22 protein-coding genes are annotated in these 21,304 nt (G+C 73.1%); 12 read left to right on the top strand and 10 right to left on the bottom strand.

Going from position 1 to position 21,304, the window contains the following annotated elements:
- Positions 1–126 precede the first annotated feature (126 nt).
- Complete coding sequence (locus tag UK12_RS25390; RefSeq protein ID WP_045305460.1) at positions 127–717, top strand: TetR/AcrR family transcriptional regulator; 591 nt, start codon at positions 127–129, stop codon at positions 715–717.
- Between the two features lie 40 nt (positions 718–757).
- Here the strand turns inward: UK12_RS25390 and UK12_RS25385 are convergent, their stop codons facing one another.
- Entirely contained in the window at positions 758–1,204 is a 447-nt protein-coding gene (locus tag UK12_RS25385) for an Lrp/AsnC family transcriptional regulator (protein WP_045305459.1), read from the bottom strand.
- A gap of 232 nt (positions 1,205–1,436) precedes the next feature.
- On the opposite strand from UK12_RS25385, the gene pdhA reads away from it, so the two are divergent.
- From pdhA to UK12_RS25365, 4 genes are all read left to right on the top strand, one after another.
- The gene (gene pdhA / locus UK12_RS25380) at positions 1,437–2,609 is read left to right on the top strand and encodes a pyruvate dehydrogenase (acetyl-transferring) E1 component subunit alpha (protein WP_082119930.1); all 1,173 of its coding nucleotides are present in this window, start codon (positions 1,437–1,439) and stop codon (positions 2,607–2,609) included.
- Between the two features lie 80 nt (positions 2,610–2,689).
- The gene (locus UK12_RS25375; protein ID WP_045305470.1) at positions 2,690–3,652 is read left to right on the top strand and encodes an alpha-ketoacid dehydrogenase subunit beta; all 963 of its coding nucleotides are present in this window, start codon (positions 2,690–2,692) and stop codon (positions 3,650–3,652) included.
- 5 nt (positions 3,653–3,657) lie between these two features.
- A complete protein-coding gene (locus tag UK12_RS25370) occupies positions 3,658–4,968 on the top strand; it encodes a dihydrolipoamide acetyltransferase family protein (RefSeq protein ID WP_045305469.1) in 1,311 nt (436 codons plus the stop codon).
- 459 nt (positions 4,969–5,427) lie between these two features.
- The gene (locus tag UK12_RS25365) at positions 5,428–6,867 is read left to right on the top strand and encodes a globin domain-containing protein (RefSeq protein WP_197085167.1); all 1,440 of its coding nucleotides are present in this window, start codon (positions 5,428–5,430) and stop codon (positions 6,865–6,867) included.
- Positions 6,868–6,930: 63 nt separating this feature from the next.
- Here UK12_RS25365 and UK12_RS25360 read toward each other — a convergent pair whose 3' ends face one another.
- Entirely contained in the window at positions 6,931–7,455 is a 525-nt protein-coding gene (locus UK12_RS25360; RefSeq protein WP_045305458.1) for an NUDIX domain-containing protein, read from the bottom strand.
- Positions 7,456–7,831: 376 nt separating this feature from the next.
- Between UK12_RS25360 and UK12_RS25355 the strand changes: the two genes are divergently transcribed.
- Together UK12_RS25355 and UK12_RS25350 are read left to right on the top strand one after the other, a co-directional pair.
- Positions 7,832–8,221, top strand: coding sequence for an IclR family transcriptional regulator domain-containing protein (locus UK12_RS25355; protein WP_197085166.1), 390 nt, complete (start codon positions 7,832–7,834; stop codon positions 8,219–8,221).
- A gap of 174 nt (positions 8,222–8,395) precedes the next feature.
- Positions 8,396–8,812: an SsgA family sporulation/cell division regulator gene (locus UK12_RS25350; protein WP_045305457.1), complete on the top strand. Its 417-nt coding sequence runs from the start codon at positions 8,396–8,398 to the stop codon at positions 8,810–8,812.
- Positions 8,813–8,882: 70 nt separating this feature from the next.
- On the opposite strand, the gene UK12_RS25345 is transcribed toward UK12_RS25350, so the two are convergent.
- The gene (locus UK12_RS25345; protein WP_045305456.1) at positions 8,883–9,263 is read right to left on the bottom strand and encodes a phage holin family protein; all 381 of its coding nucleotides are present in this window, start codon (positions 9,261–9,263) and stop codon (positions 8,883–8,885) included.
- Between the two features lie 185 nt (positions 9,264–9,448).
- Between UK12_RS25345 and UK12_RS25340 the strand changes: the two genes are divergently transcribed.
- From UK12_RS25340 to UK12_RS25330, 3 genes are all read left to right on the top strand, one after another.
- A complete protein-coding gene (locus tag UK12_RS25340; RefSeq protein WP_045305455.1) occupies positions 9,449–9,766 on the top strand; it encodes a cupin domain-containing protein in 318 nt (105 codons plus the stop codon).
- 191 nt (positions 9,767–9,957) lie between these two features.
- Positions 9,958–10,650, top strand: coding sequence for a thiaminase II (tenA, locus tag UK12_RS25335; RefSeq protein ID WP_045305454.1), 693 nt, complete (start codon positions 9,958–9,960; stop codon positions 10,648–10,650).
- A gap of 223 nt (positions 10,651–10,873) precedes the next feature.
- Positions 10,874–11,074 (top strand): DUF5326 family protein, encoded by a 201-nt coding sequence (locus UK12_RS25330; protein WP_045305453.1) that lies wholly within the window; start codon positions 10,874–10,876, stop codon positions 11,072–11,074.
- Between the two features lie 14 nt (positions 11,075–11,088).
- Here UK12_RS25330 and UK12_RS25325 read toward each other — a convergent pair whose 3' ends face one another.
- The 5 genes from UK12_RS25325 to UK12_RS25305 all read right to left on the bottom strand — a co-directional run bounded on the left by UK12_RS25325 (position 11,089) and on the right by UK12_RS25305 (position 16,691).
- The gene (locus UK12_RS25325) at positions 11,089–12,069 is read right to left on the bottom strand and encodes an NAD-dependent epimerase/dehydratase family protein (RefSeq protein WP_045305452.1); all 981 of its coding nucleotides are present in this window, start codon (positions 12,067–12,069) and stop codon (positions 11,089–11,091) included.
- A 44-nt stretch (positions 12,070–12,113) separates the two neighbouring features.
- Entirely contained in the window at positions 12,114–13,217 is a 1,104-nt protein-coding gene (locus UK12_RS25320) for a hypothetical protein (protein ID WP_063838322.1), read from the bottom strand.
- A 142-nt stretch (positions 13,218–13,359) separates the two neighbouring features.
- Positions 13,360–14,829, bottom strand: a complete 1,470-nt coding sequence (locus UK12_RS25315) for an AMP-binding protein (RefSeq protein WP_045305451.1) — start codon at positions 14,827–14,829, stop codon at positions 13,360–13,362.
- A 114-nt stretch (positions 14,830–14,943) separates the two neighbouring features.
- Positions 14,944–15,684: a glycosyltransferase family A protein gene (locus tag UK12_RS25310; protein ID WP_197085165.1), complete on the bottom strand. Its 741-nt coding sequence runs from the start codon at positions 15,682–15,684 to the stop codon at positions 14,944–14,946.
- Positions 15,681–16,691, bottom strand: a complete 1,011-nt coding sequence (locus tag UK12_RS25305; RefSeq protein WP_045305449.1) for a 3-oxoacyl-ACP synthase III family protein — start codon at positions 16,689–16,691, stop codon at positions 15,681–15,683. The genes UK12_RS25310 and UK12_RS25305 overlap by 4 nt, the downstream gene beginning before the upstream one ends.
- Positions 16,692–16,883: 192 nt before the next feature.
- Here UK12_RS25305 and UK12_RS25300 point away from each other — a divergent pair, with 192 nt between their 5' ends.
- Entirely contained in the window at positions 16,884–17,600 is a 717-nt protein-coding gene (locus tag UK12_RS25300) for a VC0807 family protein (RefSeq protein ID WP_197085164.1), read from the top strand.
- Between the two features lie 89 nt (positions 17,601–17,689).
- Here the strand turns inward: UK12_RS25300 and UK12_RS25295 are convergent, their stop codons facing one another.
- Together UK12_RS25295 and UK12_RS25290 are read right to left on the bottom strand one after the other, a co-directional pair.
- Complete coding sequence (locus UK12_RS25295) at positions 17,690–19,177, bottom strand: SPFH domain-containing protein (RefSeq protein ID WP_045305448.1); 1,488 nt, start codon at positions 19,175–19,177, stop codon at positions 17,690–17,692.
- Between the two features lie 252 nt (positions 19,178–19,429).
- The gene (locus UK12_RS25290) at positions 19,430–19,636 is read right to left on the bottom strand and encodes a hypothetical protein (RefSeq protein WP_045305447.1); all 207 of its coding nucleotides are present in this window, start codon (positions 19,634–19,636) and stop codon (positions 19,430–19,432) included.
- Between the two features lie 224 nt (positions 19,637–19,860).
- Here UK12_RS25290 and thiC point away from each other — a divergent pair.
- A partial coding sequence (gene thiC, locus UK12_RS25285) for a phosphomethylpyrimidine synthase ThiC (RefSeq protein ID WP_045305446.1) occupies positions 19,861–21,304 on the top strand: 1,444 nt, incomplete at its 3' end.

The following is a 21,304-nucleotide window of genomic DNA, read 5'->3' as shown; positions in this document are numbered from 1 at the left end:
TTTCGGCGCCGGAATCCCGTATTCGGTGGGAAAGGAGTGGAATTCGACGGCGGACGGTCTGCGGGCGGCGGCGGTGTTCGGACCCCAGGCTGACGCGCGGTCGGGGCGGCGAGGATACTCGATCCCATGGCCGAGAACACCACCCGCACCACGTACACCGTCGAGTCACTGCTGGCCGTGACCGTCGAGGTCTTCAACGAGCGCGGGTACGACGGGACCTCCATGGAGGACCTCTCGAAGGCGGCCGGGATCTCCAAGTCCTCGATCTACCACCACGTACGCGGCAAGGAGGAGCTGCTCAGACTCGCCGTCGGCCGGGCCCTGGACGGCCTCTTCGCCATCCTCGACGAGCCTGCCGCCCAGGCCGGCCGCTCGGTCGACCGGCTCGAACACGTCGTCCGCCGCACGGCCGAGGTGCTGCTCGACGAGCTGCCGTACGTGACGCTGCTGCTGCGGGTGCGCGGCAACACGCCCACCGAGCTGTGGGCGCTGGAGCGGCGGCGGGAGTTCGACCACCGGGTGGCGGAGCTGCTCCGGGCGGCCGTCGCCGAGGGCGAACTCCGCTCGGACGTGGAGCCGCGACTGGCCACCCGACTGCTCTTCGGCATGATCAACTCGATCGTGGAGTGGTACCGCCCCGGCACCAGGAGCGCCGACGGCGTCGCCGAGGCGATCGTGCACCTGGCCTTCGACGGGCTGCGCGCGCCGACGGCGTGAGCCGGGCCGTTCCCGGTCCGCCCCGGCGGGATCCGCAGCCCTAGTCCGGGGGGACCTGGTCGGTCTCCTCGAAGACCAGGAGGGTCTGGGTGGCCAGGACCTGGGGGATGCCCTGGATCCTGGTCAGCACCAGCTCGCGCAGGGCGCGGTTGTCGGCGGTGTGCACCAGCAGCAGGACGTCGAACTCGCCGCCGACCAGGGCGATGTGCGCCACTCCCGGCAGTTCCAGCAGCTGCTCGCGGACGGTCCGCCAGGAGTTCTGCACGATCTTCAGCGTGATGTAGGCCGAGGCCCCCTGTCCGGCCTTCTCGTGGTCCACCCGGGCGGTGAAGCCGCGGATCACCCCGTCCTCGACCATCCTGGATATCCGGGCGTAGGCGTTGGCCCGGGACACGTGCACCCGCTCGGCGACCGAACGTATCGAGGCCCGTCCGTCCTGCTGGAGCAGGCGGAGGATCGAACGATCGACTCGATCGAGCCTGGACATCTGTTCAGCGGACACAGTCCCCCGCCCTCCCGGAATGGACATGCTGCCACCAGCAGAGCGCTGATCGGGCCGATTGTCCACCACCTTGGCGCAGCTGTGGCCAGAATGAACAGACAACCGAACAATCGGTAGGGAGAAAGAGGCCCGGCGGCCTGCCCCGCCGCCACTCGCTCACCACGGCATCACCACTGCCCCTGTTGCACCCCCTCCCCACCCTTCGGAGGTGCCCGAGATGACCGTTCTCGACCCTTCCCCCGACTTCCTCCGGGGGGACCCCCACCCAGCCGCAGCCTCCGTCCCGGGGTGGCTGCCGGGCGCGACCGGCCCCCGCAGCGATCCCGCCCCGCTGCTGCCCGACCCGTCCCCGGTCCGGGTGCTCGGCACTCCGCTGCTGGAGAAGACCGACCCGGCGCTGCTGCGCGAGCTGTACCGCCGGCTGGTGGTCGGCCGCCGCTACAACCAGCAGGCCACCACCCTGACCAAGCAGGGACGGCTCGCCGTCTACCCGGCCTCCACCGGACAGGAGGCGTGCCAGGTCGCCGCCGCGCTCGCACTGCACGAGCAGGACTGGCTCTTCCCCAGCTACCGCGACACCCTCGCCGTGGTCGCCCGGGGCGTGGACCCGCTGGAGGCGCTCACCCTGCTGCGCGGCTCCGCCCACACCGGCTACGACCCGCGCGCCACCCGTACCGCACCGCTCTGCACCCCGCTGGCCACCCAGGCGCCGCACGCCGTCGGGCTGGCCCACGCGGCCCGGCTGCGCGGTGAGCCGGTGGTCGCGCTGGCCATGCTCGGCGACGGCGGCACCAGCGAGGGCGACTTCCACGAGGCGCTGAACTTCGCCGCCGTGCTGCACGCCCCGGTGGTCTTCCTGGTGCAGAACAACGGGTACGCCATCTCCGTCCCGCTCACCCAGCAGTCGGCCGCGCCGACCCTGGCCCACAAGGCGGTCGGGTACGGCATACCCGGCCGCCTGGTGGACGGCAACGACGCCCCCGCCGTGCACGCCGTCCTCACCGAGGCGATGGAGCGGGCCCGTTCGGGCGGCGGCCCGACCCTGGTCGAGGCGCTCACCTACCGGATCGAGGCGCACACCAACGCCGACGACGCCACCCGCTACCGGCAGGAGGAGGAGGTCGCCGCCTGGCGCGAGCACGACCCGATCCTGCGGATGGAGCTCCACCTGCGGGCCGCCGGGCTGCTGGAGGACCGGCTGGTGCAGGAGGCCGCAGACGAGGCCGAGGCGCTGGCCGCCCGGATGCGCGCCGAGTTCCACGCCGACGCCGAGCTCGACCCGATGTCCCTCTTCGCCCATGTCTACGCCGAACCCACGCCGCAACTGCGCGAGCAGTCGGCCCAGTTGGCAGCCGAACTGGCTGCGGAGGCCGAGGTGCACGCCCGATGAGTACGGTCCAGCCGTCGCCCACCCCCGCCCTCGGCCGCACCGCCGCGCCGCCGCCCGCCGCCGCCGTACGGACCGGCAGCATGGCCCAGGCGCTCAACTCCGCGCTGCGGGACGCCATGCGGGCCGATCCGACCGTCCATGTGATGGGCGAGGACGTCGGCACCCTCGGCGGCGTCTTCCGGATCACCGACGGTCTCACCGCCGAGTTCGGCCCCGAGCGCTGCCTGGACACCCCGCTCGCCGAGGCCGGCATCCTGGGCACCGCCATCGGCATGGCGATGTACGGCCTGCGGCCCGTGGTGGAGATGCAGTTCGACGCCTTCGCGTACCCCGCGCTGGAACAACTCTTCTCGCACGTCGCCAAGATGCGCAACCGCACGGCCGGGAAGCTCCCGCTGCCGATCACCGTCCGCATCCCGTACGGCGGCGGCATCGGCGGCGTCGAGCACCACAGCGATGCGTCCGAGGCGTACTACACCGCCACCCCCGGCCTGCACGTGGTCACCCCCGCCACCGTCGCCGACGCGTACGGCCTGCTGCGCGCCTCGATCGCCTCGGACGACCCGGTGGTCTTCCTGGAGCCCAAGCGGCTCTACTGGGGCAAGCAGGAGTGGGACCCGTCCGCGCCGGTCGAGCCGATCGGCCGGGCCGTGCTGCGGCGGACCGGCCGCTCGGCGGTGCTGATCACCTACGGTCCCTCGCTGCCGGTCTGCCTGGAGGCGGCCGAGGCGGCGAAGGCCGAGGGCTGGGACCTGGCGGTGCTGGACCTGCGCAGCCTGGTGCCGTTCGACGACCGGACCGTGGCCGAGGTGGTCCGTTCGGTCGGCCGGGCCGTGGTGGTCCACGAGTCGACCGGCTTCGGCGGGGTCGGTGCGGAGATCGCCGCCCGGGTGACCGAGCGCTGCTTCCACCACCTGGCCGCGCCCGTGCTGCGGGTCACCGGCTTCGACATCCCCTACCCGCCACCGATGTTGGAGCACCACCACCTCCCCGGGGTGGACCGGATCCTGGACGCGGTCGCCCGGCTGCAGTGGGAGGAGTGACGATGATGCCCGTGGTACGAGAGTTCCCGCTGCCCGACCTCGGTGAGGGGCTCACCGGTGCCGAGGTGGTCCGCTGGATGGTCGAGGTCGGCGAGGTGATCGCCGTCGACCAGCCGGTGGTGGAGGTCGAGACGGCCAAGGCGGTGGTCGAAGTCCCCTGCCCCTACGGCGGGGTGGTCACCGCACGGTTCGGCGAGGTCGGCGAGGAGATCCCGGTCGGCTCGCCGCTGGTGACGGTCGCGGTGGCGCCGTCGGGGTCCGGTGCGGACGAGGTGCCTGCGGCGCCGGTGGTCGACGAGCGTCCGCTGGTCGGGTACGGGGTCAGGGAGAGCGACAAGGGCGGGCGCCGGGCCCGGGTGCGGCCGGTCTCCGCAACGTCCGCTCCCGAGCGCCCGGTTGCGGCCGCCACGCCCGCCGGCCCGGTTGCCGCCGCGCCGCCCGCAGTGGTGCCCGCAGTGGTGCCCGCCGTGGTCGCGGTGATCTCGCCCCTGGTCCGGCGGATGGCCCGGGACCACGGTCTCGACCTGGCCCGGATCACCGGGAGCGGCCCGGACGGGCTGATCCTGCGGGCCGATGTGCAGCGAGCGGTGTCGGAGACCTCCCGGTCCGCCACGCCGGCCGAGCCGGCCGCGGACGTCGTCCCGCTGCGCGGGCTGCGGCGGACGATCGCCGAGAAGCTCACCCGCAGCCATCGGGAGATCCCCGCCGCGACCTGCTGGGTGGACGCCGATGCCACCGAACTCATGGCGATGCGCGCCCAGTTGAACCGCGCGACCGGGCCGAAGGTGAGCGTACTGGCTCTGCTGGCCCGGATCTGCACGGCCGGGCTGGCTCGCTTCCCCGAGCTCAACTCCAGTGTGGAGAGCGACGGTTCGGGAATCCGTCGGCACACCGCCGTGCACCTGGGCTTCGCGGCGCAGAGCGAACGGGGGCTGGTGGTCCCGGTGGTCCGGGGCGCGCACCTGCTGAACACCGAGCAACTCGGCGCCGAACTGGCCCGGTTGACCGAATCGGCCCGCGCGGGGTCGCTCACCCCCGCCGAGCTCACCGGCGGTACGTTCACGCTCAACAACTACGGCGTCTTCGGGGTCGACGGCTCCACGCCGATCCTCAACCATCCCGAGGCGGCGATGCTCGGCGTCGGCCGGATCGTGCCCAAACCCTGGGTGCACGAGGGCGAGTTGGCCGTCCGGCAGGTCACCCAGCTGTCCTTCACGTTCGACCACCGGGTCTGCGACGGCGGGACCGCGGGCGGGTTCCTGCGCTTCGTGGCCGACTGTGTCGAGCAGCCGGGGATGCTGCTGCGGCAGCTGTAGCGAGGCCGGGCCGGTGAGGGTAACGGGTGCCCGGCCCGGGTGTCCAGGCTTTACCTGATTTGTCGGATGAGCTGTCCAGGCGTGCCAGGCTACCGAAGGCTTCAGCAGAGCAGAGCCAGGTGTGGTTGCAGGGACGACCGGAGTGGAACGATTCTCTTGGGCACTCGTCAAGTCGCGGTGAAGTCAACCTCGTTACTCGTAAGAGCGGGCCATGGCTCGGCTGTGGTGGACACCGCTCCCGGTACGCCGGAGCCGGTACCGGCTCCGCTTCCGGATCTGGAGCCGGCTCCGGACCCGACTCCGGTCCGGGGCCCGGGACCGGGGCCGGCGGGGCCGTACGGGCGGGTGGTCGGCAGCGGGTTGGTGATCCCGCCCCGGCCGACCCGACCGCCCGCTGTCCCGGCGCTCGCACCCCCGGTGCGGGCCGGGCTCCCCGCCCCTGCGGCGGAGCCTCCTGGGGTGGCGCCGACCAATTCGGCGGCGGCGCTGCCCGTGCTGCCGCTCGCGCCGCCGATCGAGCCGATGTTCACCCGGGCTCCCGGCCTCAACTGGGCGGGGCCCGGCGATCGTTGGACCCGGGCCTGGGCGCTGGACGCGCCCCGCGGCCAGGCCCCGTCGGCGCTCCCGGCCGCGCCGGCCAGGCCGGAGCTGCCCGGCGGCTCGGCGTTCCCCGCTCTTCCGGCTCTCGCGGCCCGCCCGGGCTCCCCCGCGCTGCCGCAGCCGGTGGCCGCCGCCCCGGCCGGGCGGGCAGTCGAACAGCTGCCCACGGCACGGGACATCGAGCTGATCAGGTCCTGCCTGGCGGTCGTGGAACCGGTCGCCGACCGGGCCACCGCGCACTTCTACGCCCTGCTGTTCCTCCACCACCCCGAGATCCGGGCGCTCTTCCCGGCCGCCATGGACGTGCAGCGCGACCGGCTGTTCCGGTCCCTGCTGATGGCCGCCCAGGGCGCCGACCGCCCCGCCGGGCTGACCGAGTACCTGACCCGGCTCGGCCGGGGACACCGCAAGTACGGGACGCTGACCGGCCAGTACGGCGTGGTGGGCGAGTGCCTGATCGCGGCCCTGGCGCGGTACTGCGGCAGCCGCTGGGACGCCGACGCCGAACTGGCCTGGCGCCGGGCGTACGGGCTGGTCGCGAAGGTCATGATCGACGCCGCCGAGCGGGCGGCGAAGACCTCGCCGCCCTGGTGGCAGGCGGAGGTGGTCGAGCACCGGCTCAGCACCCCGGACATCGCGGTGCTGACGGTGCGTCCTGATCAGGCGTACCCCTACCGAGCCGGGCAGTACACGACCCTGGAGACGCCCTGGTGGCCCCGGGTGTGGCGGAACTTCTCGTTCGCCACCGCACCCCGCCCCGACGGGCTGCTGACCTTCCACGTCAAGGCCGTCCAGGCGGGCTGGGTGAGCAGTGCACTGGTGCACCGGGCCGCGCCCGGGGACGTGCTGCGGCTCGGACCGGCGGCGGGCGGCATGGTGCTGGACCGCGCGGACGGCGCCGACCTGCTCTGTGTGGGCGGCGGCACCGGCATCGCACCGATCACCGCGCTGGTCGAGGAGGTGGCCGCGCACGGCTCCCGGGGCCGCTCGGTCGACGTCTTCTACGGCGCCCGGCAGCACACCGGGCTGTACGGGCTGGACGCGCTGCGGCGGCTGGCGCAGGGGAACCCCTGGCTCACCGTCCGGCCGGTACTCCCGCCGGAGGCGGGCGGCGTGGACGGCGCGGAGAGCGGGGAGCTACCCGAGACGGTCGCCCGCCGAGGGCCCTGGACCGACCGCGCGGCGTTCCTCAGCGGTCCGCCGGCGATGGTGCGGCGGACCACGGCGGCGCTGCTGCGCTGCGGCGTGCCGCAGGCGAGCGTCCACCACGACCTGGAGGGTGAGCCGACGGCCGGGTGAGGCCGGAGCGTCCGGCCACCGGGTGGGGGCGGCACCGCGCGGCCGGGGGCGAGGAGCGACGGTTCAGCCCAGGTCGTGGGCGAGCAGTGCCCGGACGCCCTCGATGTTGGCGGCCAGGTAGGCGCGCAGACTGGGCGGTACGACGTTCACCGAGGTCACGCCCTCCCGGGTGAAGGGCAGTCGGACGATCTCGTACTCGCCGTGCGGATCGTCCACCTCGGGGCCGTGCCGCCGGGCCGGGTCCATCCCGGCCAGCCGGCAGGCGAAGAAGTGCTGGACCTTGACGCCGTGCGGATGGGCGAGGGTGCCGTCGTCGTGGTGCGCGTGGGAGACGGTGTCGACGAAGGCGGGCACCACGTCCACGACCTTGCCACCGAGCTCCTCGTCGATCTCGCGGTGCAGGGCGTCCACCACGGTGCGGTCGGTGCTCTCGACGCCGCCGCCGGGCGTGATCCAGTACGGATTGCTGCCGGGCCGGGTGCGCTTGATCAGCACGATCGAGGCCGGGGCGTGCGGGTCGTCCGGGTCCAGCTCCAGCAGGATGGCCCGAGCCGTGCGTTTGACGACCGGGCGGACGGGGCCGGGCATGGCCACCTCCGGGGCGCGAGCGTTGTGCGGAAGTCTCCCGCGCAGGGGCCCGGCCGAAACCCGTGCCGTTGCACGAACGGGAGGGTCCGGTTCCGCCGAACGGATGATTCGGCGTGCCCGGGGGTGTAGTTCGGCGAGTAGGGGTGTAGCCACTGTGGATCTTCGATGGCAAGCCCTGGTTCTGTTCGTACCTTCGATCTCATGGTGTCAATGTGTAATTTCGATCGATGCGAAGGTTTTTCGGGCATTGTGCTGCTGAGAATGATTGCAGGCATGCTCGCCCTGTGCTGCAATGAGCGCGAATCGGGCAGACGGAGCAGCCACCTCCGGGTTGGGGAGTGGAACGGCTATGGAACAGGTCGCGGAACCACCACGCGTGGGAGCTCCACGGGCCACGACGGGCGGCGCCGGTGCGCCCACCCTGATCGGTTCCGTGCGGCGCGCGCTGCGCCTGCTCTCCCAGCTCGGCGAGGGGGCCCGACGCGACCGCCTCGCCCGGTATCCGCCGGTCGGACTCACGCCCTCGACGGTCACCGAACGGTCCCTGCTGCTCCGGCGGTTGACGGCGGTGCAGCCCACCCGGCCGGTGCTGGAACACCAGGAGTACGCGCTGGGAGTGGTCTGCGCCGCGGTGCCGATCACCGTCGGCTCGACGGTGGCCACCATGGCGCTCTCGCTCCCGCTGGACCAGGCCGCCCGGCTGCCCGCCGCGGCGGGGCGGCTGCGCTCCCTGGTGGGGGCGATGTCGCCGTCGTTCGTGCTGTGAGCGCGGGCCGGTCCGGTGGCGGGACGTCCAGCGGAGGGACGGGCGTTCACCATTTGAAAAAGCACTTCTTGTCCGGTTCATCCCCAAACGTGGACGATGGGTTTGAAGGCGGACACGGGGCCATAACAAGACGCACAGCCGGGGCAGGCCGGGCAGAACGAGAGGTACTGGCGCATGCACAGCACGGTCCAGGGACACGTGGTGATGAACCTCGTGGTCTCGAACGAGCTCTCCTTCCGCATCGTGGTCGATCTCGAGTACGACCCCGTCGACCCGTACGCGATCCGGTTGACCTTCCACCTGCCCGGTGACGCTCCGGTGACGTGGGTGTTCGCGCGGGAGTTGCTGCTGGACGGGATCAGCGGCCCGGCCGGCGAGGGCGATGTGCACATCCACCCGGTCGGGGAGGAGCTCTCCGAGGTCTGCATCATGCTGCGCTCGCCCGAGGGCGACGCCCTGCTGCGCGCCTCGTCGCCGCCGCTGATCGCCTTCCTGGCCGGCACCGACCGGCTCGTGCCGATGGGCGAGGAGCGCACCGGCGGAGACCTGGACGCGCAGTTGGCACTGATCCTCAGCCCCGGGCCCCGCTGACGCCGGTACCCGTGCGGGGCCCGCCGCGGTGAACGGCGGGCCCACGGGCCTCGGTCGGGACGGCCGGCGGTCAGTCCTCGTCGTCCCCGAAGGCCAGGTGGAGGCCCCAGGAAACCAGGCTGATGATCAGCGAGCCGAACAGCGCCGCCCAGAAGCTGTCGACGTGGAAGTCCAGGCCGAGCTTGCCGGAGGCCCAGGAGGTCAGCATCAGCATGAGGGCGTTGATCACAAAAGTGATCAGCCCGAGGGTGAGGATGAACAGTGGCAGCGAGAACAGCTTCACCACCGGCTTGATCAGCCAGTTCACCACACCGAAGACCAGCGCCACGGCGAGCACGGTGATGGTCTTGTGCTGCCAGCCGTCCGCCGTGAGGTCGATCCCGTTGACGATCCAGGCGGCCACCCAGATGGCGGCCGCGTTGATGAGCGTTTTGACGACGAAGTGTTTCACGGGTCGGCCCGCATCCAATCTGCCATGAGTGTGTTGCCTCCAGGCGTACCGCACTCGGGACGAAAGCCAAACCGGCGGGGTGGCTCCGCGGTGCGGCGGCCCGCACCGGATGCGGTTGAATGCATCCGGCGTGCAGGCAGTGGGTGTTCCGGTCCAGGGGCCGGACGAGGAGGCGAGCGACCCCGATGAAGGTCTTCCGGTTGGACCAGCTGGACGCGGAACGGGCCGCCAACCAGGGCGCGTACCTCCGCTTCCTCAAGGAGCGAAGCATGTCCGCCGGGCTGTACGCGCTCTCGCCCGGCGACACCGACACCCAGTCACCGCACGCGCAGGACGAGATCTACCAGATCATCAGCGGCCGGGCCGAGTTGACCGTCGGCTCGGAGACGACCACGGTCGGGCGGGGGAGCGTGGTCTTCGTCCCGGCCGGGGTGCCGCACCGGTTCCACCGCATCACCGAGGAACTGCGGGTGCTGGTGATCTTCTCCCCGCCCGAGGACTGAACCGGCCGTGGGCGGCAGGGCGTTCGGACGGTAGGGTCGGCCGGGTACGCAACCGAACCGCGGGAGCCCGTAGCAGCGGGCTGAGAGGGCGCTGAACGGTCCTTCCGGACGAGGGGCTTGCTGCGCCGACCGCCAGAACCTGGCCGTGGCACGGGGACGCTCCTGCCCGGGACAGGGAGGGAGTCCACACCGTGTCCGCTTCGCACACCGCCGAGCAGCCCGGCTCGCTCACCGCCGAGCTCTGGGCGGCCATCGCACCGATCTACGCGGAGATCCTCGACCACCCGTTCATCGCCGGGCTCACCGACGGCAGCCTGCCGCGCGAGGCCTTCCGGCACTTCGTCATCCAGGACTCGCACTACCTGCGCGACTACGCCCGCGCGCTGGCCGTCTGCGCCGCCAAGGCCCCGGGCGAGCAGGACGTCCGGGCCTTCGCCGACGACGCGATCGGGGCGCTGGCCGCCGAGCAGGGGATGCACGCCGAGTTCCTGGACGTCTTCGGCGAGACGGCCGCCGAGGCCGCCGCCGAACCGGTGCTGCCGACCACCCGGGCCTACACCAGCTACCTGCTGGCCACCGTCTACGGCGGCTCGTTCGCCGACGCGGTCGGCGCGGTGCTGCCCTGCTACTGGATCTACGCCCGGGTCGGCGAGCAGCTGCTGGCGCAGTCCTCGCCCGACCCGCTGTACGCCAAGTGGATCACCACGTACGGCGACGAGGCGTTCCAGTCGGTGGTCCGGCGGGTGCTGGCGCTGACCGACCGGCTCGGCGAGGAGATCTCGCCCGCCGAACGGCGCCGGATGGTCGAGCACTTCACCACGACGTCGCGCTACGAGTGGATGTTCTGGGACGCGGCCTGGCGCGCCGAGAGCTGGCCGGTCTGACGGCCGCTCCGATCCCCGCGGACCGGTCGGCGGCCCTCGGTGCCGGTCCGGGGGACGGCCGGGTGGGGGTATCCCTGGGCCCGGACTCGGGGGGATCTCGGGGTTCTATGGGGGGCTGAGAGGCTCGTTTACGTGCTGCGACGCCCGTACGATCGAAGTATCGAAAGCGGACGGGACGCGACGGAAGAGCCGGCGCCGGCCCGAGGGGAGAGAAGGAACCGACATGGCTGAGCTCTGGAAGTCGCTGCCCTCCTGGGTGCGCAACATCGTTGTCCCGGTCCTCGTTCTGGTCCTGGCCTGGAACCTGGTCTGGTTCGTGGTGGGCGTGGTGAGCTCGCTGATCGGGCTGCTGATCAAGGGCCTGGTGGTGGTGGGTCTCGCCGCCGCGGTGGTGATCCTGGTGAAGAAGGCCGCAAAGAGCTGACCCGGTCGGCCGGTTCAGCGAGGTGCTCCGACGGGCCCCGTGCTCCCCGCAGTGGGAGCGGCGGGGCCCGTCGGCGTTCCGGCGGCGAACGCCGTGCCCAGGTCCCAGCGGGGTGTCCAGCCCTGGCTGCGGGCCCGGGTGGTGTCCAGCACCACGCTGTGCGCGAGCTGGTCCACGGCGTACGGCGTGAGCCCGGCGGCCCGGTCGAACCCGACGGTTCGGGCGGTCCGGGCGATCCGGGTGGCGAAATGGGCCGCCCGGAGCGGGAGATGGACCACCCGGGGGTCGGCGATCCCGTGCGAGCGGAGCACCTGCCGGACGGCCTCGTCACGGCGGTACGGCAGCCGGTCGGCGATGTTGTACGCGCCGCCTTCCCAGCCGGCGGCCGCGAGGCAGGCGTCGGCCAGGTTCTGCACCGCGGTCAGACTGAGGTCGACGTCCCCGCCCGGCAGCAGCAGTACGCCGCGCCGGACCCGCGCCAGCAGACGCGGTACGAGATGCGGATCACCCGGGCCGTACACCGCGCGCGGGCGCAGCACGACCGCGCCGGCGGCGAGCGCGAGCCGCTCGCCCACGGCTTTCGTCCGGCCGTAGGCGTTGAGGTGCCCGCCGGCGGTGGGGTGGTCCTCGCGGACCAGGTGGCGGCTTAGCCTCGGGTCGTACACGCTGGCGCTGCTCACCCAGACCACCGGACGGCCGGCGGCGGCCGTCAACAGCCGTTCGGTGCCCGCCACGTTGACCGCGTACTGCTCCGCCTCGGCGGGGGAGCCCGGGGCTGGGTCGCCGACCGCCGCCGCGCAGTGGACGAGCAGATCGGCCTCGCGCAGTGCGGCGCGCACACCTGCGGACACCGGGGCGGCGGCGTCCCAGTAGGCGTGCTGACCGGTCGGTCCGGGACGGCGGCCGAGGCAGAGCACCTCGGCCCCGGTGGCAGCGGCGGCGCGGGCGACCTGCGAACCGCAGAAGCCGCTGGCGCCGGTGACGGCTATGCGCATGGGAACGGGCCTTCCGTGCGGGGGAGATGGGTGTGCCGGGGTGGTCAGGGTGTTGCGGGTGCGGGTGCGGGTGCGGGTGCGGGTGCGGGTGAGCCGGGGCCCGGGGCTTCCGGCCGGACGAGGAGGGCGGAGTAGCCGGGGAGGGCGGCGCGGCGGTCCACCGTGGCGCGGACGACGGTGGGGCGGTGCTTCGCCAACGCGGCCAGGAAGTCGGCGAGTTGGGCGCGGGCGAGGCGGGCTCCCGGGCAGGCGTGCGGTCCGGCGCCGAAGACCGCCTGGGCGGCGGCGGTGGGGTCGGCCGGGGTGTCGCGGTGGGATTCGGCGGCGTGCCGGGCCACCAGGACCAGCCGGTCGCCCGGCCGGATCGGGCAGCCCGCGACGGTGGTGCCGGGGGCGGTCGCGGCCGCGACGCGGGGCAGGATCGGCGACGGCGCGGTCAACCGCAGCAGCTCGTCGACGAGTTCCGGTCCGGGGGCGGCGAAGATCCGGTCCCAGAGTCCGGCGTCCGCGCACCAGGCCGCGGCACGCGGGAGGGCGGCCACGGTGGTGTTCACGGCGGCCACGGCGAGCATCGCGTCCAGGGGGTCGGGCAGCATGCCGGTCAACTCGCCTGCGGCATCCGGTGCTCGGCGCCTCGGCAGCAGGCTCGGCAGATGCTCGCGGGCGGTGGCCGAGGCGGCGTCGGCCGCGGCCCGGGCCAGGTCGAGCGGTGCGGCGGTGCTGCCGGTCAGGGCGGCCGCGGTCGCACCGGCGAGTTCGCGGACGATCGGCACGAGGTCGGTGCCGTGGGGCAGTTCGGCGAGCCGCCGGTCGAGGACGTGCTGCCAGACCGGGCGCAGCCGGGCCACACCCCGGGTGCCGAGCTGTTCGGCCAGTGCGCGGCGGGCGCTCCGGTGCTCGGCACCCTCCTGGTCGAACAGCAGCCCGCCGTCGGTGAGTCGGGCCGCCGCGCCGCCGGTCGTACCGGCGGCCGTCCGGTCCAGCGGCACCCGGGTGAGCACCTCGCGGTACGCCTGGGGGCTGTGCACCAGCACCGTGCGGCCGAGTCGCACCACCGGACGGTGTCGGGTCGCGGCCAGCAGCGCGAACAGCGCGGGGTGGCTGTGGAGGTAGACCTGGCGGTCACGGCGCCGGGCGTCGGGGCTCACGGGGACGGCTCCTCGCGGGTTCGGTGGTCCGGGGGACCAGGGGACCTGTCGGCGGTCGGGCAGGGCGGACCGGCCGGGGCGCGAAGAGCCGTACGAACACCTCGGGACCCGCACCGCTCCGCGCTGCCGGAGGGCGGCCCGCTCATGCCCTGCGGCGGGCGGCGAGCGCCTGGGCGCACAGCCGGGCGGCCGCGGCACGGTCGGGTTTGCGGGAGCGCCCGGAGAGCGGGACGTCGGCGAAGAGCAGCGCGTCCGGGCGGGCGCCGCCCATCCGGGCCAGCGGTGTCTCCAGAGCGGCGCGCAGCCGTCGCCGGTCGGCTCCGGCCTGCGGCTGGACCAGGGCGACCAGCCGTTCGTCGCCCTCCTCGGCGGCCGGTACGCCCACCAGTACGGCGAGTTCGACACCGGGCAGGTGCAGCGCGGGTTCGTACAGCCCGGGGTAGATGTTCTCCGCGCGGCGCAGCACCATGTCCTTGCAGCGCCCGCCGAGCACGATCCGTCCGTCCGTGGTGAGGCGGGCGCGGTCGCCGGTACGGACCCACGGGTCGGGCTGTTCCCCGAGGTAGCGGCTGCGGGCGGCAGGTCCGCTGAGCAGCAGTTCACCCTCGGACGAGAGCCTGGCCTCGACGCCGGGCAGCGGGTGGCCGAGCAGGTCGCCGTCGCCGCTGTGGGCGGCCTTCTCGGACGCCTCCACGGCGGCGGCCGGGAACAGTTCGGTCAGCGCGTACACGCCCCACGCCTCCCGGGCGCCGGCCCGCTTGACCCGGCCGAGCAGGTCGGCACCGGCCGGGGCGGAGCCGGTCCAGACGCGTCCGGTGAACGTGTCCAGACCGCGCAGCCGGGGCGGGATGAGGTAGGTCTCGGACGGCCGCAGCCGGTGGATCTGGCGCTGGAGCAGGCGGGTCGAGCGGGCGGGCAGGGCGACCGCCGCCCCGGCCGCCAGCGAGGGGACGAGGACGAAGAACGTCCCGCCGAGCACGGTCTCCCCGGGCTGCGGCCGGACCAGGTCGGTGACGGTGCGCATCCCGGCCGCCAGCCCGCTGCGGCTGTGGACCACGGCGCGGGGGCTGGACGTCGTCCCCGAGGTGAAGACGATCACCGCGTCGCCGTCGCCGTCGTGCCACCCGGGCAGGGCGGTCGGGGCCGGCCGCAGGGCGGGGGCGCAGCCCGGCGCGCGCGGGCCGACCGTGGCGACCGGGCCGAGGGCGGCGAGCGGCGGCAGGGCCAGGCCGGCCCGGCCGGCCAGCGGCTGCGCCCAGCCCGCGACCGCCTGGGCGGCGGCATCGGCGAGCACCAGGGCGGGCTCGGCGAGGGAGAGCCGGGCGAGCAGGACGTCCGGCCCGGCGGACGGGTCGAGGACGGCGGTGCACAGCCCGAGCCGGTAGGCGGCCAGCAGGACGGCGAGGGCGCGCGGTCCCGGGCGGACGGCCACCCCGAGGGTGTCGCCGGGGCGCAGGCCGTACCGCTGGTGCAGGGCGCCCGCGTAGCCGTCGGCGAGGTCGGCGAGTTCGCCGCAGCGGGCCAGGACGCGGGTGGCGCCGGTGCGGGAGGTGCCGAGCACGGCGGGCCGGTCGGCGCCCTGGCGGAGGGTGCGCGCGAGGTGTTCCAGCATCGGGTGGCTCCGGTCGGGTACGTGATCGGGTCGGGTACGTGGACGGGTCGGGAACTGCGCAGGGACGGACCTTCGGGGCGCGAGGTGACCCTCGCGAGGTGCACCGGCGTCCCCTCAGCGGGGGTCCACGCCCCGGCCGCCGCTGCCGCGTTCGAGGTACCAGCGGGCGGTGCCGAGGACGCCGTAGGCGCGGATCCGGCGGGTGGAGTTGTGCACCACCATGTCCCGGCTGTGGACGATCGCGGTGGTGTGGCGGCGGACCCGGTTGATGAAGGTGCGGTCGGTCGGGGACGGGCGGCGGGGCATGCCGCCGACCGCGAGGTACAGCTCGGCGGCGATGGCCATGTTGTTGCCCGCGTGCATCCGGTAGGGGACCAGGTAGCCGTGTCGGCGGTGGTGCGCGGGCCGGACCCGGCCGAACGCGGCGCCGAGCGCGACCAGGGTGCGGAACACCGCGCGGCCGACCGGCCCGTGTTCGTCGTGGCGGGCCTCGATGTGGCCGCAGACCAGGCCCGGCGAGCGGAGCAGGGCCGCCCGTGCCGCCGCCGTCCAGCCGGGCTGCGGCAGGCAGTCGGCGTCGGTGCGGGCCAGCAGGGTGGCGCCGGCGGCGATGGCGTGCCGGAACCCGGTGTCGACCGCGCAGCCGACGCCCTTCTCGGTCTCCACCAGCACCTCGACCGGGAAGGGCGCCCGCTCGCCGAACTCCCGTACCAGCTCGGCGGTCCGGTCACTGGAGTCGTTGTCGACCACCAGCAGCCGGAAGTCGCGGTCCTGCTGGCGGAGCAGGGCGTCCAGGGTGTCCCGGATCCGGGCCTCCTCCCGGTACGCGGGGACGACGACCCACAGCTCGCTCACGAGACCTCCCAGACCATCGTCATCAGGCTGACCCCGCCGCCGAGCCCCACCAGCAGCACCCGGTCTCCGCGCTGCAACTCACCTCGTATTCGGTCGAGTTGGACGCCGAGCGTGGCGCTGGCGATGTTGCCGAGCTCGGGTACGGTCAGCACCAGCCGATCGGCCGGGACCCCGGTCAGCTCGACGAAGCGCTCCAGGTACGGGACGGTCACCTGGTGCACCAGCACCCGGGCGTACGCGTCCCAGCCCAGGCCGGTGCGGGCGGCCACCCGGGTGAGGATGTCGCCGCCGATCTTCTCGAAGACGCCGCGCAACTCCTTTCCCCCGCCGTGGAAGTAGCTGTACTCGTCGCCGCGCGGATGCCGCGACCCGCCGCCCGGGATGCCGCCGACCGTCCAGTGCTCGGAGGCGGTCTCGGTCTCGACGTCGAGGATCCCGCCGTGCGGTACCGCCTCCACCACCACGGCCGCACCAGCGTCGCCGAAGGTGTAACCGGCGAAGCCCGCACGGAACTCGGCGAGTCCGCCCGGGTCGCGGCGCATCGCCCGGCTGGGCGTCTCGCCGGTGACCACCAGGGCGCGCCGGGCCCGGCCGGCGAGGATCATCGCGCGGGCCACGTCGATGCCGTTGATGAAGCTGTTGCACGCGTTGGAGACGTCGAACGCGTGGGCGCGCGAGCCGAGTTCGGCCTGCACCAGGTGGGCGGTGGCCGGTTCGACGACGTCCCGGGTGGCGGAGGCGTACAGCAGCAGGTCGATGTCGAGCGGGTCGTACCCGCCGGCCGCCAGTGCGCGGCGCCCGGCACCCAGCGCGAGCGTCGAGGCGTACTCGCCGTCCGCCGCGAACCGCCGGGTGACGATGCCGGTGGCCTTCTCGAACATCCGCTCCGGCAGCCGCAGTCCGCTGCCGGCGGCGACCTGGTCCTGGAGTTCCCGCGAGGTCAGCACCTGCTCCGGCAGGCAGGAGCCCACGGCGGTGATGCCCACGCTCGGTGTCTGGAGGTTCATGCCCTCCATGCTTCTGCCCGGTGCCGTCCGGCGGCCTGAGTACGGGTACTCAGCCGTGACGGGCGATCAGCTCAACCATGACATCCGTCATAGCGCTTCCCGGACGGCAGACACTGCCGGGCACCCGGCCCCGAACGGGATTCTTGAGGCACAGGGAAGCCCGCAGCACGGACCGACACGGAGGAACGGATCATGGCACTCACCACCGACAGCACGATGGAGCACCCCGCCGAGGTCGCGGCGGCCGGGTCGGAGCAGGGCGAAGCCTCCCCGCTCCGGCCGCTGCTCATCGATGTCGCACTGCCGCTGCTGGCCTACTACGCGGCGCACTCGGTGTTCGGCCTGAGCCTGATCGCCTCGCTGACCATCTCCAGCGTGGTGCCCGCCGTCCGCACCGGGGTCCAACTGGTGCGCGAGCGCTCGCTCAACGCGTTCGCCACCCTGGTACTGGTGGTCAACCTGGTGGGCATCGGACTCTCGCTGGTCACCGGGGACGCCCGGCTGATGATCGCCAAGGACGGTGCGATCAGCAGCGTGATCGGCCTCGCCGTACTGGGCTCGGTCTTCGCCGGACGGCCGATGATGACCGCCGGAATGCGGCCCTTCATCGTCAAGGGCGACGCCGCCAAGTCGGCGGCCTGGGACCGGCTGGCGTCCGGCACGGCGGCCTCGGCGGCGGCCGCGGTGTCCTTCCGGCGCCACGAGCGGGCCTTCTCGCTGGTCTGGGGCACCGTGCTGGTGGCCGAGTGCGTGGCCAAGGTGATCGGCGCCTACACCCTGCCGGTGGCCACCATGGCCTGGCTGGGCACGGTCTTCATGGTCTGCGCGATCGTCCTCGGCATCGTGGTCGGGAACGCCTTCGCCGGCCGGCTGTACGGCCTGGTCGCCACCGAGGCCGAGCGCGCCTGACCCCCGGCTCCCGAACTTCCCTGAACACCGCACCGGGCCCGGTCGCCGAAGAAGGCGACCGGGCCCGGTGTGCTGTGCCGGTCAGCGGATCAGCTCTGCTGCTCCTGCACCGGAATCGCCTGGCTGACCGGCTTCGCGGCGGCGGTGGCCGTCGCGCCCGGAGCGGCGACCGCGGCAGTGCCCTCGCCGCCGGTGTTCATCGCGGAGAGCAGCTGGCGGGCCAGGCCGAGGCCGGTGCCGCCCATGGTCAGCGCCTTGGCGAACATCTCGCCCATGCCGTCGGCGCCGTTCAGCAGCACCATGTGGTCCACGTTGCCGAAGGCCTCGGCGCCCGCGCGGACGATCTCGGGCCAGTTCTCGGCGAGCTGCTGGGCGACCACGGCCTCCTGGTTCTCGGCGAGCGCGGCCGCGCGGGCCTTGATCGACTCGGCCTCGGCCAGACCCAGCGCCCGGGCCGCCTCGGCCTGGGCGAGACCCTTGGCCTCCGCGGCCGCGGCCTCCGCCTGACCGGTCGCCTTGGTCGCCTCGGCGGCGGCCAGACCCCGGGCCCGGGTGGCCTCGGCCTCGGCGCCGGCGGCGATCTTCACCCGGTTCGCCTCGGCGCCGGCCTTCAGCTCGGTCTCCTTGGCCAGCGCCTGGGCCGCCGAGATCCGGGCGTCACGGTCGGCCTCGGCCTTGGTGCGGGTCTCGTACGCGCGGGCGTCGGCCGGCTTGCGGACGTCCGCCTGGAGCTGCTGCTCCTTGCGGTGCGCCTCCAGCTCGGCCACCTTGGTCTCCTGGACCACGACCTCCTGCCGGGCGGCGGCCTGCGCCAGCGGGCCCGCCTGGAGTGCGCGGGCGGCGGCGGTGTCCATCTCGGCCTGGTAACCGGCCTGCTGGATACCGGAGTTGCGGGTCGCCTCGGCCTTGCGGGCGAAGGCCTCCTGCTCGGCCTCGGTGGCCGCCCGGTCGGCCGCGGCGGCCGCGATGCGGGCGTCCCGCTGGACGGCGGCGGCGTGCGGCGCGGCCAGGTTGGTGATGTAGCCGGTCGGGTCGAGGATCTCCTGGATCTGCAGCGAGTCGATGATCAGACCGAGCTTCTCCATCTCCGAGCCCGACGCGGCCCGGGTCTCCCCGGTCAGCCGCTCGCGGTCGCGGATCATGTCCTCGACGGTCAGCCCGCCGACGATGGACCGGAGATGACCGGCGAAGACGTTGTGCACCCGCTGGCCCATCAGCTTCTGCTGGTCCAGGAAACGGCGGGCGGCGTTGGCGATCGACACCACGTCGTCGCCGACCTTGAAGATGACAACTCCCTTGACGTGCACGGGAATTCCCTGCGATGTCACACACTCGACATCCAGGTCGGCCTCGTTGAGGTCGAGCGACAGTCGGCGGACCACCTGCACGCCGGGCGTCACGAGCGTTCCCCGCCCGGTGACGATCCGGAATCCCATGCTCTCGCCGACCCCCTCGGCGCGGTGCCTGGATCCGGAGATGACCAGTGCTTCGTTCGGCTCGGCAACGCGCCACATGAGCTTGAAGACGGTCACGATGACAACGAGAGCAACGACGGCTCCCACGGCGCCGATCAACATCGGCATTCTCCCCCTTCAGGGCACCGGTTCCGTGGCTGCGCTCTGTTGTGCAGGATTGGCGCGGAACCGGTGGCAGCACGAAATTCTGCGCCCTGCGAGATCCATTGGGAAGCGCGGACTGTCCGTGTTCTGCATCGAACCCGTCAAGATTGCGTCAACGTGGTGACAATACGGACGACTTGGCTGCCGCCTCCACCACGTCCGCGCCGGACCTGACGGAGTCCGGGCCCGTCTCCACCAGTCCAGGCACTCTCAGACCAGCGCACGGACCACATAGACCGTGCGCGGCGGCTGGTACTCCACCACGACCACCGGCGTGCCGACCGCCAGCGTCTCGTCCGCCACCGACGGGTACGCCAGGAACGCCTCCGTCCCCTGCCGCTCGGGTACGTGCAGCAGCACCTCGCCCACCAGTCCGGCGCCGACCCTGCCGGTGACCCGGCCCGTGTAGCCCACCATGGACCCCAGTCTGCCCGCCGCCCCGGACGACCGGAACCCATCTGGACCAGCTGCGATCCGCCCGCTACGGTGTTGGACGTCTGACGCAGGCAACACCGCCTGCCGACACGGGAGCTCGGAGCACCGGGCTGAGAGGGCGCTGACCGGTACCTGCGTACCGAACGCTGCGCCGACCGCAGGAACCTGGACCGGGTAATGCCGGCGTAGGGAGTAGAGGGTCCGACATGACCACTTTTGATGCACAGCAGCCTGCCCGCAGCACGTCCGCAGCCGTCACCAGCGCGGGCACCGGCTACCCGACCCCGGCATGGCGCAAGGCGTACCGCGAGGGCTCCCGGCCCGACCTGCGGGTCCCGTTCCGCGAGGTCCGGCTCACCAACGGCAGGTCGGTTCCGCTGTACGACACCTCCGGTCCGTACACCGACCCCGCGTACGAGCCCGATGTCCGCCGCGGCCTGCCCGCGCTGCGCGACCCGTGGATCCGCCAGCGCGGCGACGTCGAGGAGTACGACGGCCGCGAGGCGCGTCCGGAGGACGACGGGATCAAGCACACCTCGCCGCGCGGCGGCAACCTGCGCAACCTGGACGCGGTCTTCCCGGGCCGCCCGCGCCGCCCGCTGCGCGCTCGCGACGGGGTCGCGGTGACCCAACTCGCCTACGCAAAGCGGGGGATCGTCACGCCGGAGATGGAGTTCATCGCGCTGCGCGAGGGCCTGGAGGCGGAGTTCGTCCGCGCCGAGGTCGCGGCCGGACGGGCCGTCATCCCGCTGAACGTGAACCACCCCGAGGTCGAGCCGGCCATCATCGGCACCAACTTCCTCGTCAAGATCAACGCCAACATCGGCAACAGCGCGGTGACCTCCTCCATCGAGGAGGAGGTGGAGAAGATGACCTGGGCGACCCGCTGGGGCGCCGACACGGTCATGGACCTCTCCACCGGCCGCAACATCCACACCACCCGCGAGTGGATCCTGCGCAACTCCCCCGTGCCGATCGGCACCGTGCCGCTCTACCAGGCCCTGGAGAAGGTCGACGGCAAGGCCGAGGAGCTGAGCTGGGAGGTCTACCGCGACACCATCATCGAGCAGTGCGAGCAGGGCGTCGACTACATGACCGTCCACGCGGGCGTGCTGCTGCGTTACGTCCCGCTGACGGCCCGGCGCAAGACCGGCATCGTCTCGCGCGGCGGCTCGATCATGGCGGCCTGGTGCCTGGCGCACCACCAGGAGAACTTCCTCTACACCAACTTCGAGGAGCTCTGCGACATCCTGCGCTCCTACGACGTCACCTTCTCGCTCGGTGACGGCCTGCGTCCGGGCTCGATCGCGGACGCCAACGACGAGGCGCAGTTCGCCGAGCTCCAGACGCTGGGCGAGCTCGGGCGGATCGCCCGCGCCAAGGACGTCCAGGTGATGATCGAGGGACCGGGCCACGTCCCGATGAACAAGATCAAGGAGAACATGGATCTCCAGAAGGAGATCTGCGACGAGGCGCCGTTCTACACCCTCGGCCCGCTGACCACGGACGTCGCCCCCGGCTACGACCACATCACCTCGGGCATCGGCGCCGCGATGATCGCCTGGTGGGGCACCGCCATGCTCTGCTACGTCACGCCCAAGGAGCACCTGGGCCTGCCCAACCGGGACGATGTGAAGACCGGCGTCATCA

This window comes from Saccharothrix sp. ST-888, assembly GCF_000955975.1.
Taxonomy (GTDB): Bacteria; Actinomycetota; Actinomycetes; order Streptomycetales; family Streptomycetaceae; genus Kitasatospora.
This window is presented reverse-complemented; position numbering and strand designations above follow the sequence as displayed.

Excerpts from the sequence above, each read along its gene's own strand:
- UK12_RS25360 (WP_045305458.1), bottom strand. The coding sequence starts at position 7,455 with ATGCCCGGCCCCGTCCGCCCGGTCGTCAAACGCACGGCTCGGGCCATC.
- UK12_RS25305 (WP_045305449.1), bottom strand. The coding sequence starts at position 16,691 with ATGAACCTCCAGACACCGAGCGTGGGCATCACCGCCGTGGGCTCCTGC.
- UK12_RS25295 (WP_045305448.1), bottom strand. The coding sequence starts at position 19,177 with ATGTTGATCGGCGCCGTGGGAGCCGTCGTTGCTCTCGTTGTCATCGTG.
- UK12_RS25350 (WP_045305457.1), top strand. The coding sequence starts at position 8,396 with ATGCACAGCACGGTCCAGGGACACGTGGTGATGAACCTCGTGGTCTCG.
- UK12_RS25290 (WP_045305447.1), bottom strand. The coding sequence starts at position 19,636 with ATGGTGGGCTACACGGGCCGGGTCACCGGCAGGGTCGGCGCCGGACTG.
- UK12_RS25390 (WP_045305460.1), top strand. The coding sequence starts at position 127 with ATGGCCGAGAACACCACCCGCACCACGTACACCGTCGAGTCACTGCTG.
- UK12_RS25375 (WP_045305470.1), top strand. The coding sequence starts at position 2,690 with ATGGCCCAGGCGCTCAACTCCGCGCTGCGGGACGCCATGCGGGCCGAT.
- UK12_RS25370 (WP_045305469.1), top strand. The coding sequence starts at position 3,658 with ATGCCCGTGGTACGAGAGTTCCCGCTGCCCGACCTCGGTGAGGGGCTC.
- UK12_RS25330 (WP_045305453.1), top strand. The coding sequence starts at position 10,874 with ATGGCTGAGCTCTGGAAGTCGCTGCCCTCCTGGGTGCGCAACATCGTT.
- UK12_RS25325 (WP_045305452.1), bottom strand. The coding sequence starts at position 12,069 with ATGCGCATAGCCGTCACCGGCGCCAGCGGCTTCTGCGGTTCGCAGGTC.
- UK12_RS25340 (WP_045305455.1), top strand. The coding sequence starts at position 9,449 with ATGAAGGTCTTCCGGTTGGACCAGCTGGACGCGGAACGGGCCGCCAAC.
- UK12_RS25300 (WP_197085164.1), top strand. The coding sequence starts at position 16,884 with ATGGCACTCACCACCGACAGCACGATGGAGCACCCCGCCGAGGTCGCG.
- UK12_RS25315 (WP_045305451.1), bottom strand. The coding sequence starts at position 14,829 with ATGCTGGAACACCTCGCGCGCACCCTCCGCCAGGGCGCCGACCGGCCC.
- UK12_RS25385 (WP_045305459.1), bottom strand. The coding sequence starts at position 1,204 with ATGTCCAGGCTCGATCGAGTCGATCGTTCGATCCTCCGCCTGCTCCAG.
- pdhA (WP_082119930.1), top strand. The coding sequence starts at position 1,437 with ATGACCGTTCTCGACCCTTCCCCCGACTTCCTCCGGGGGGACCCCCAC.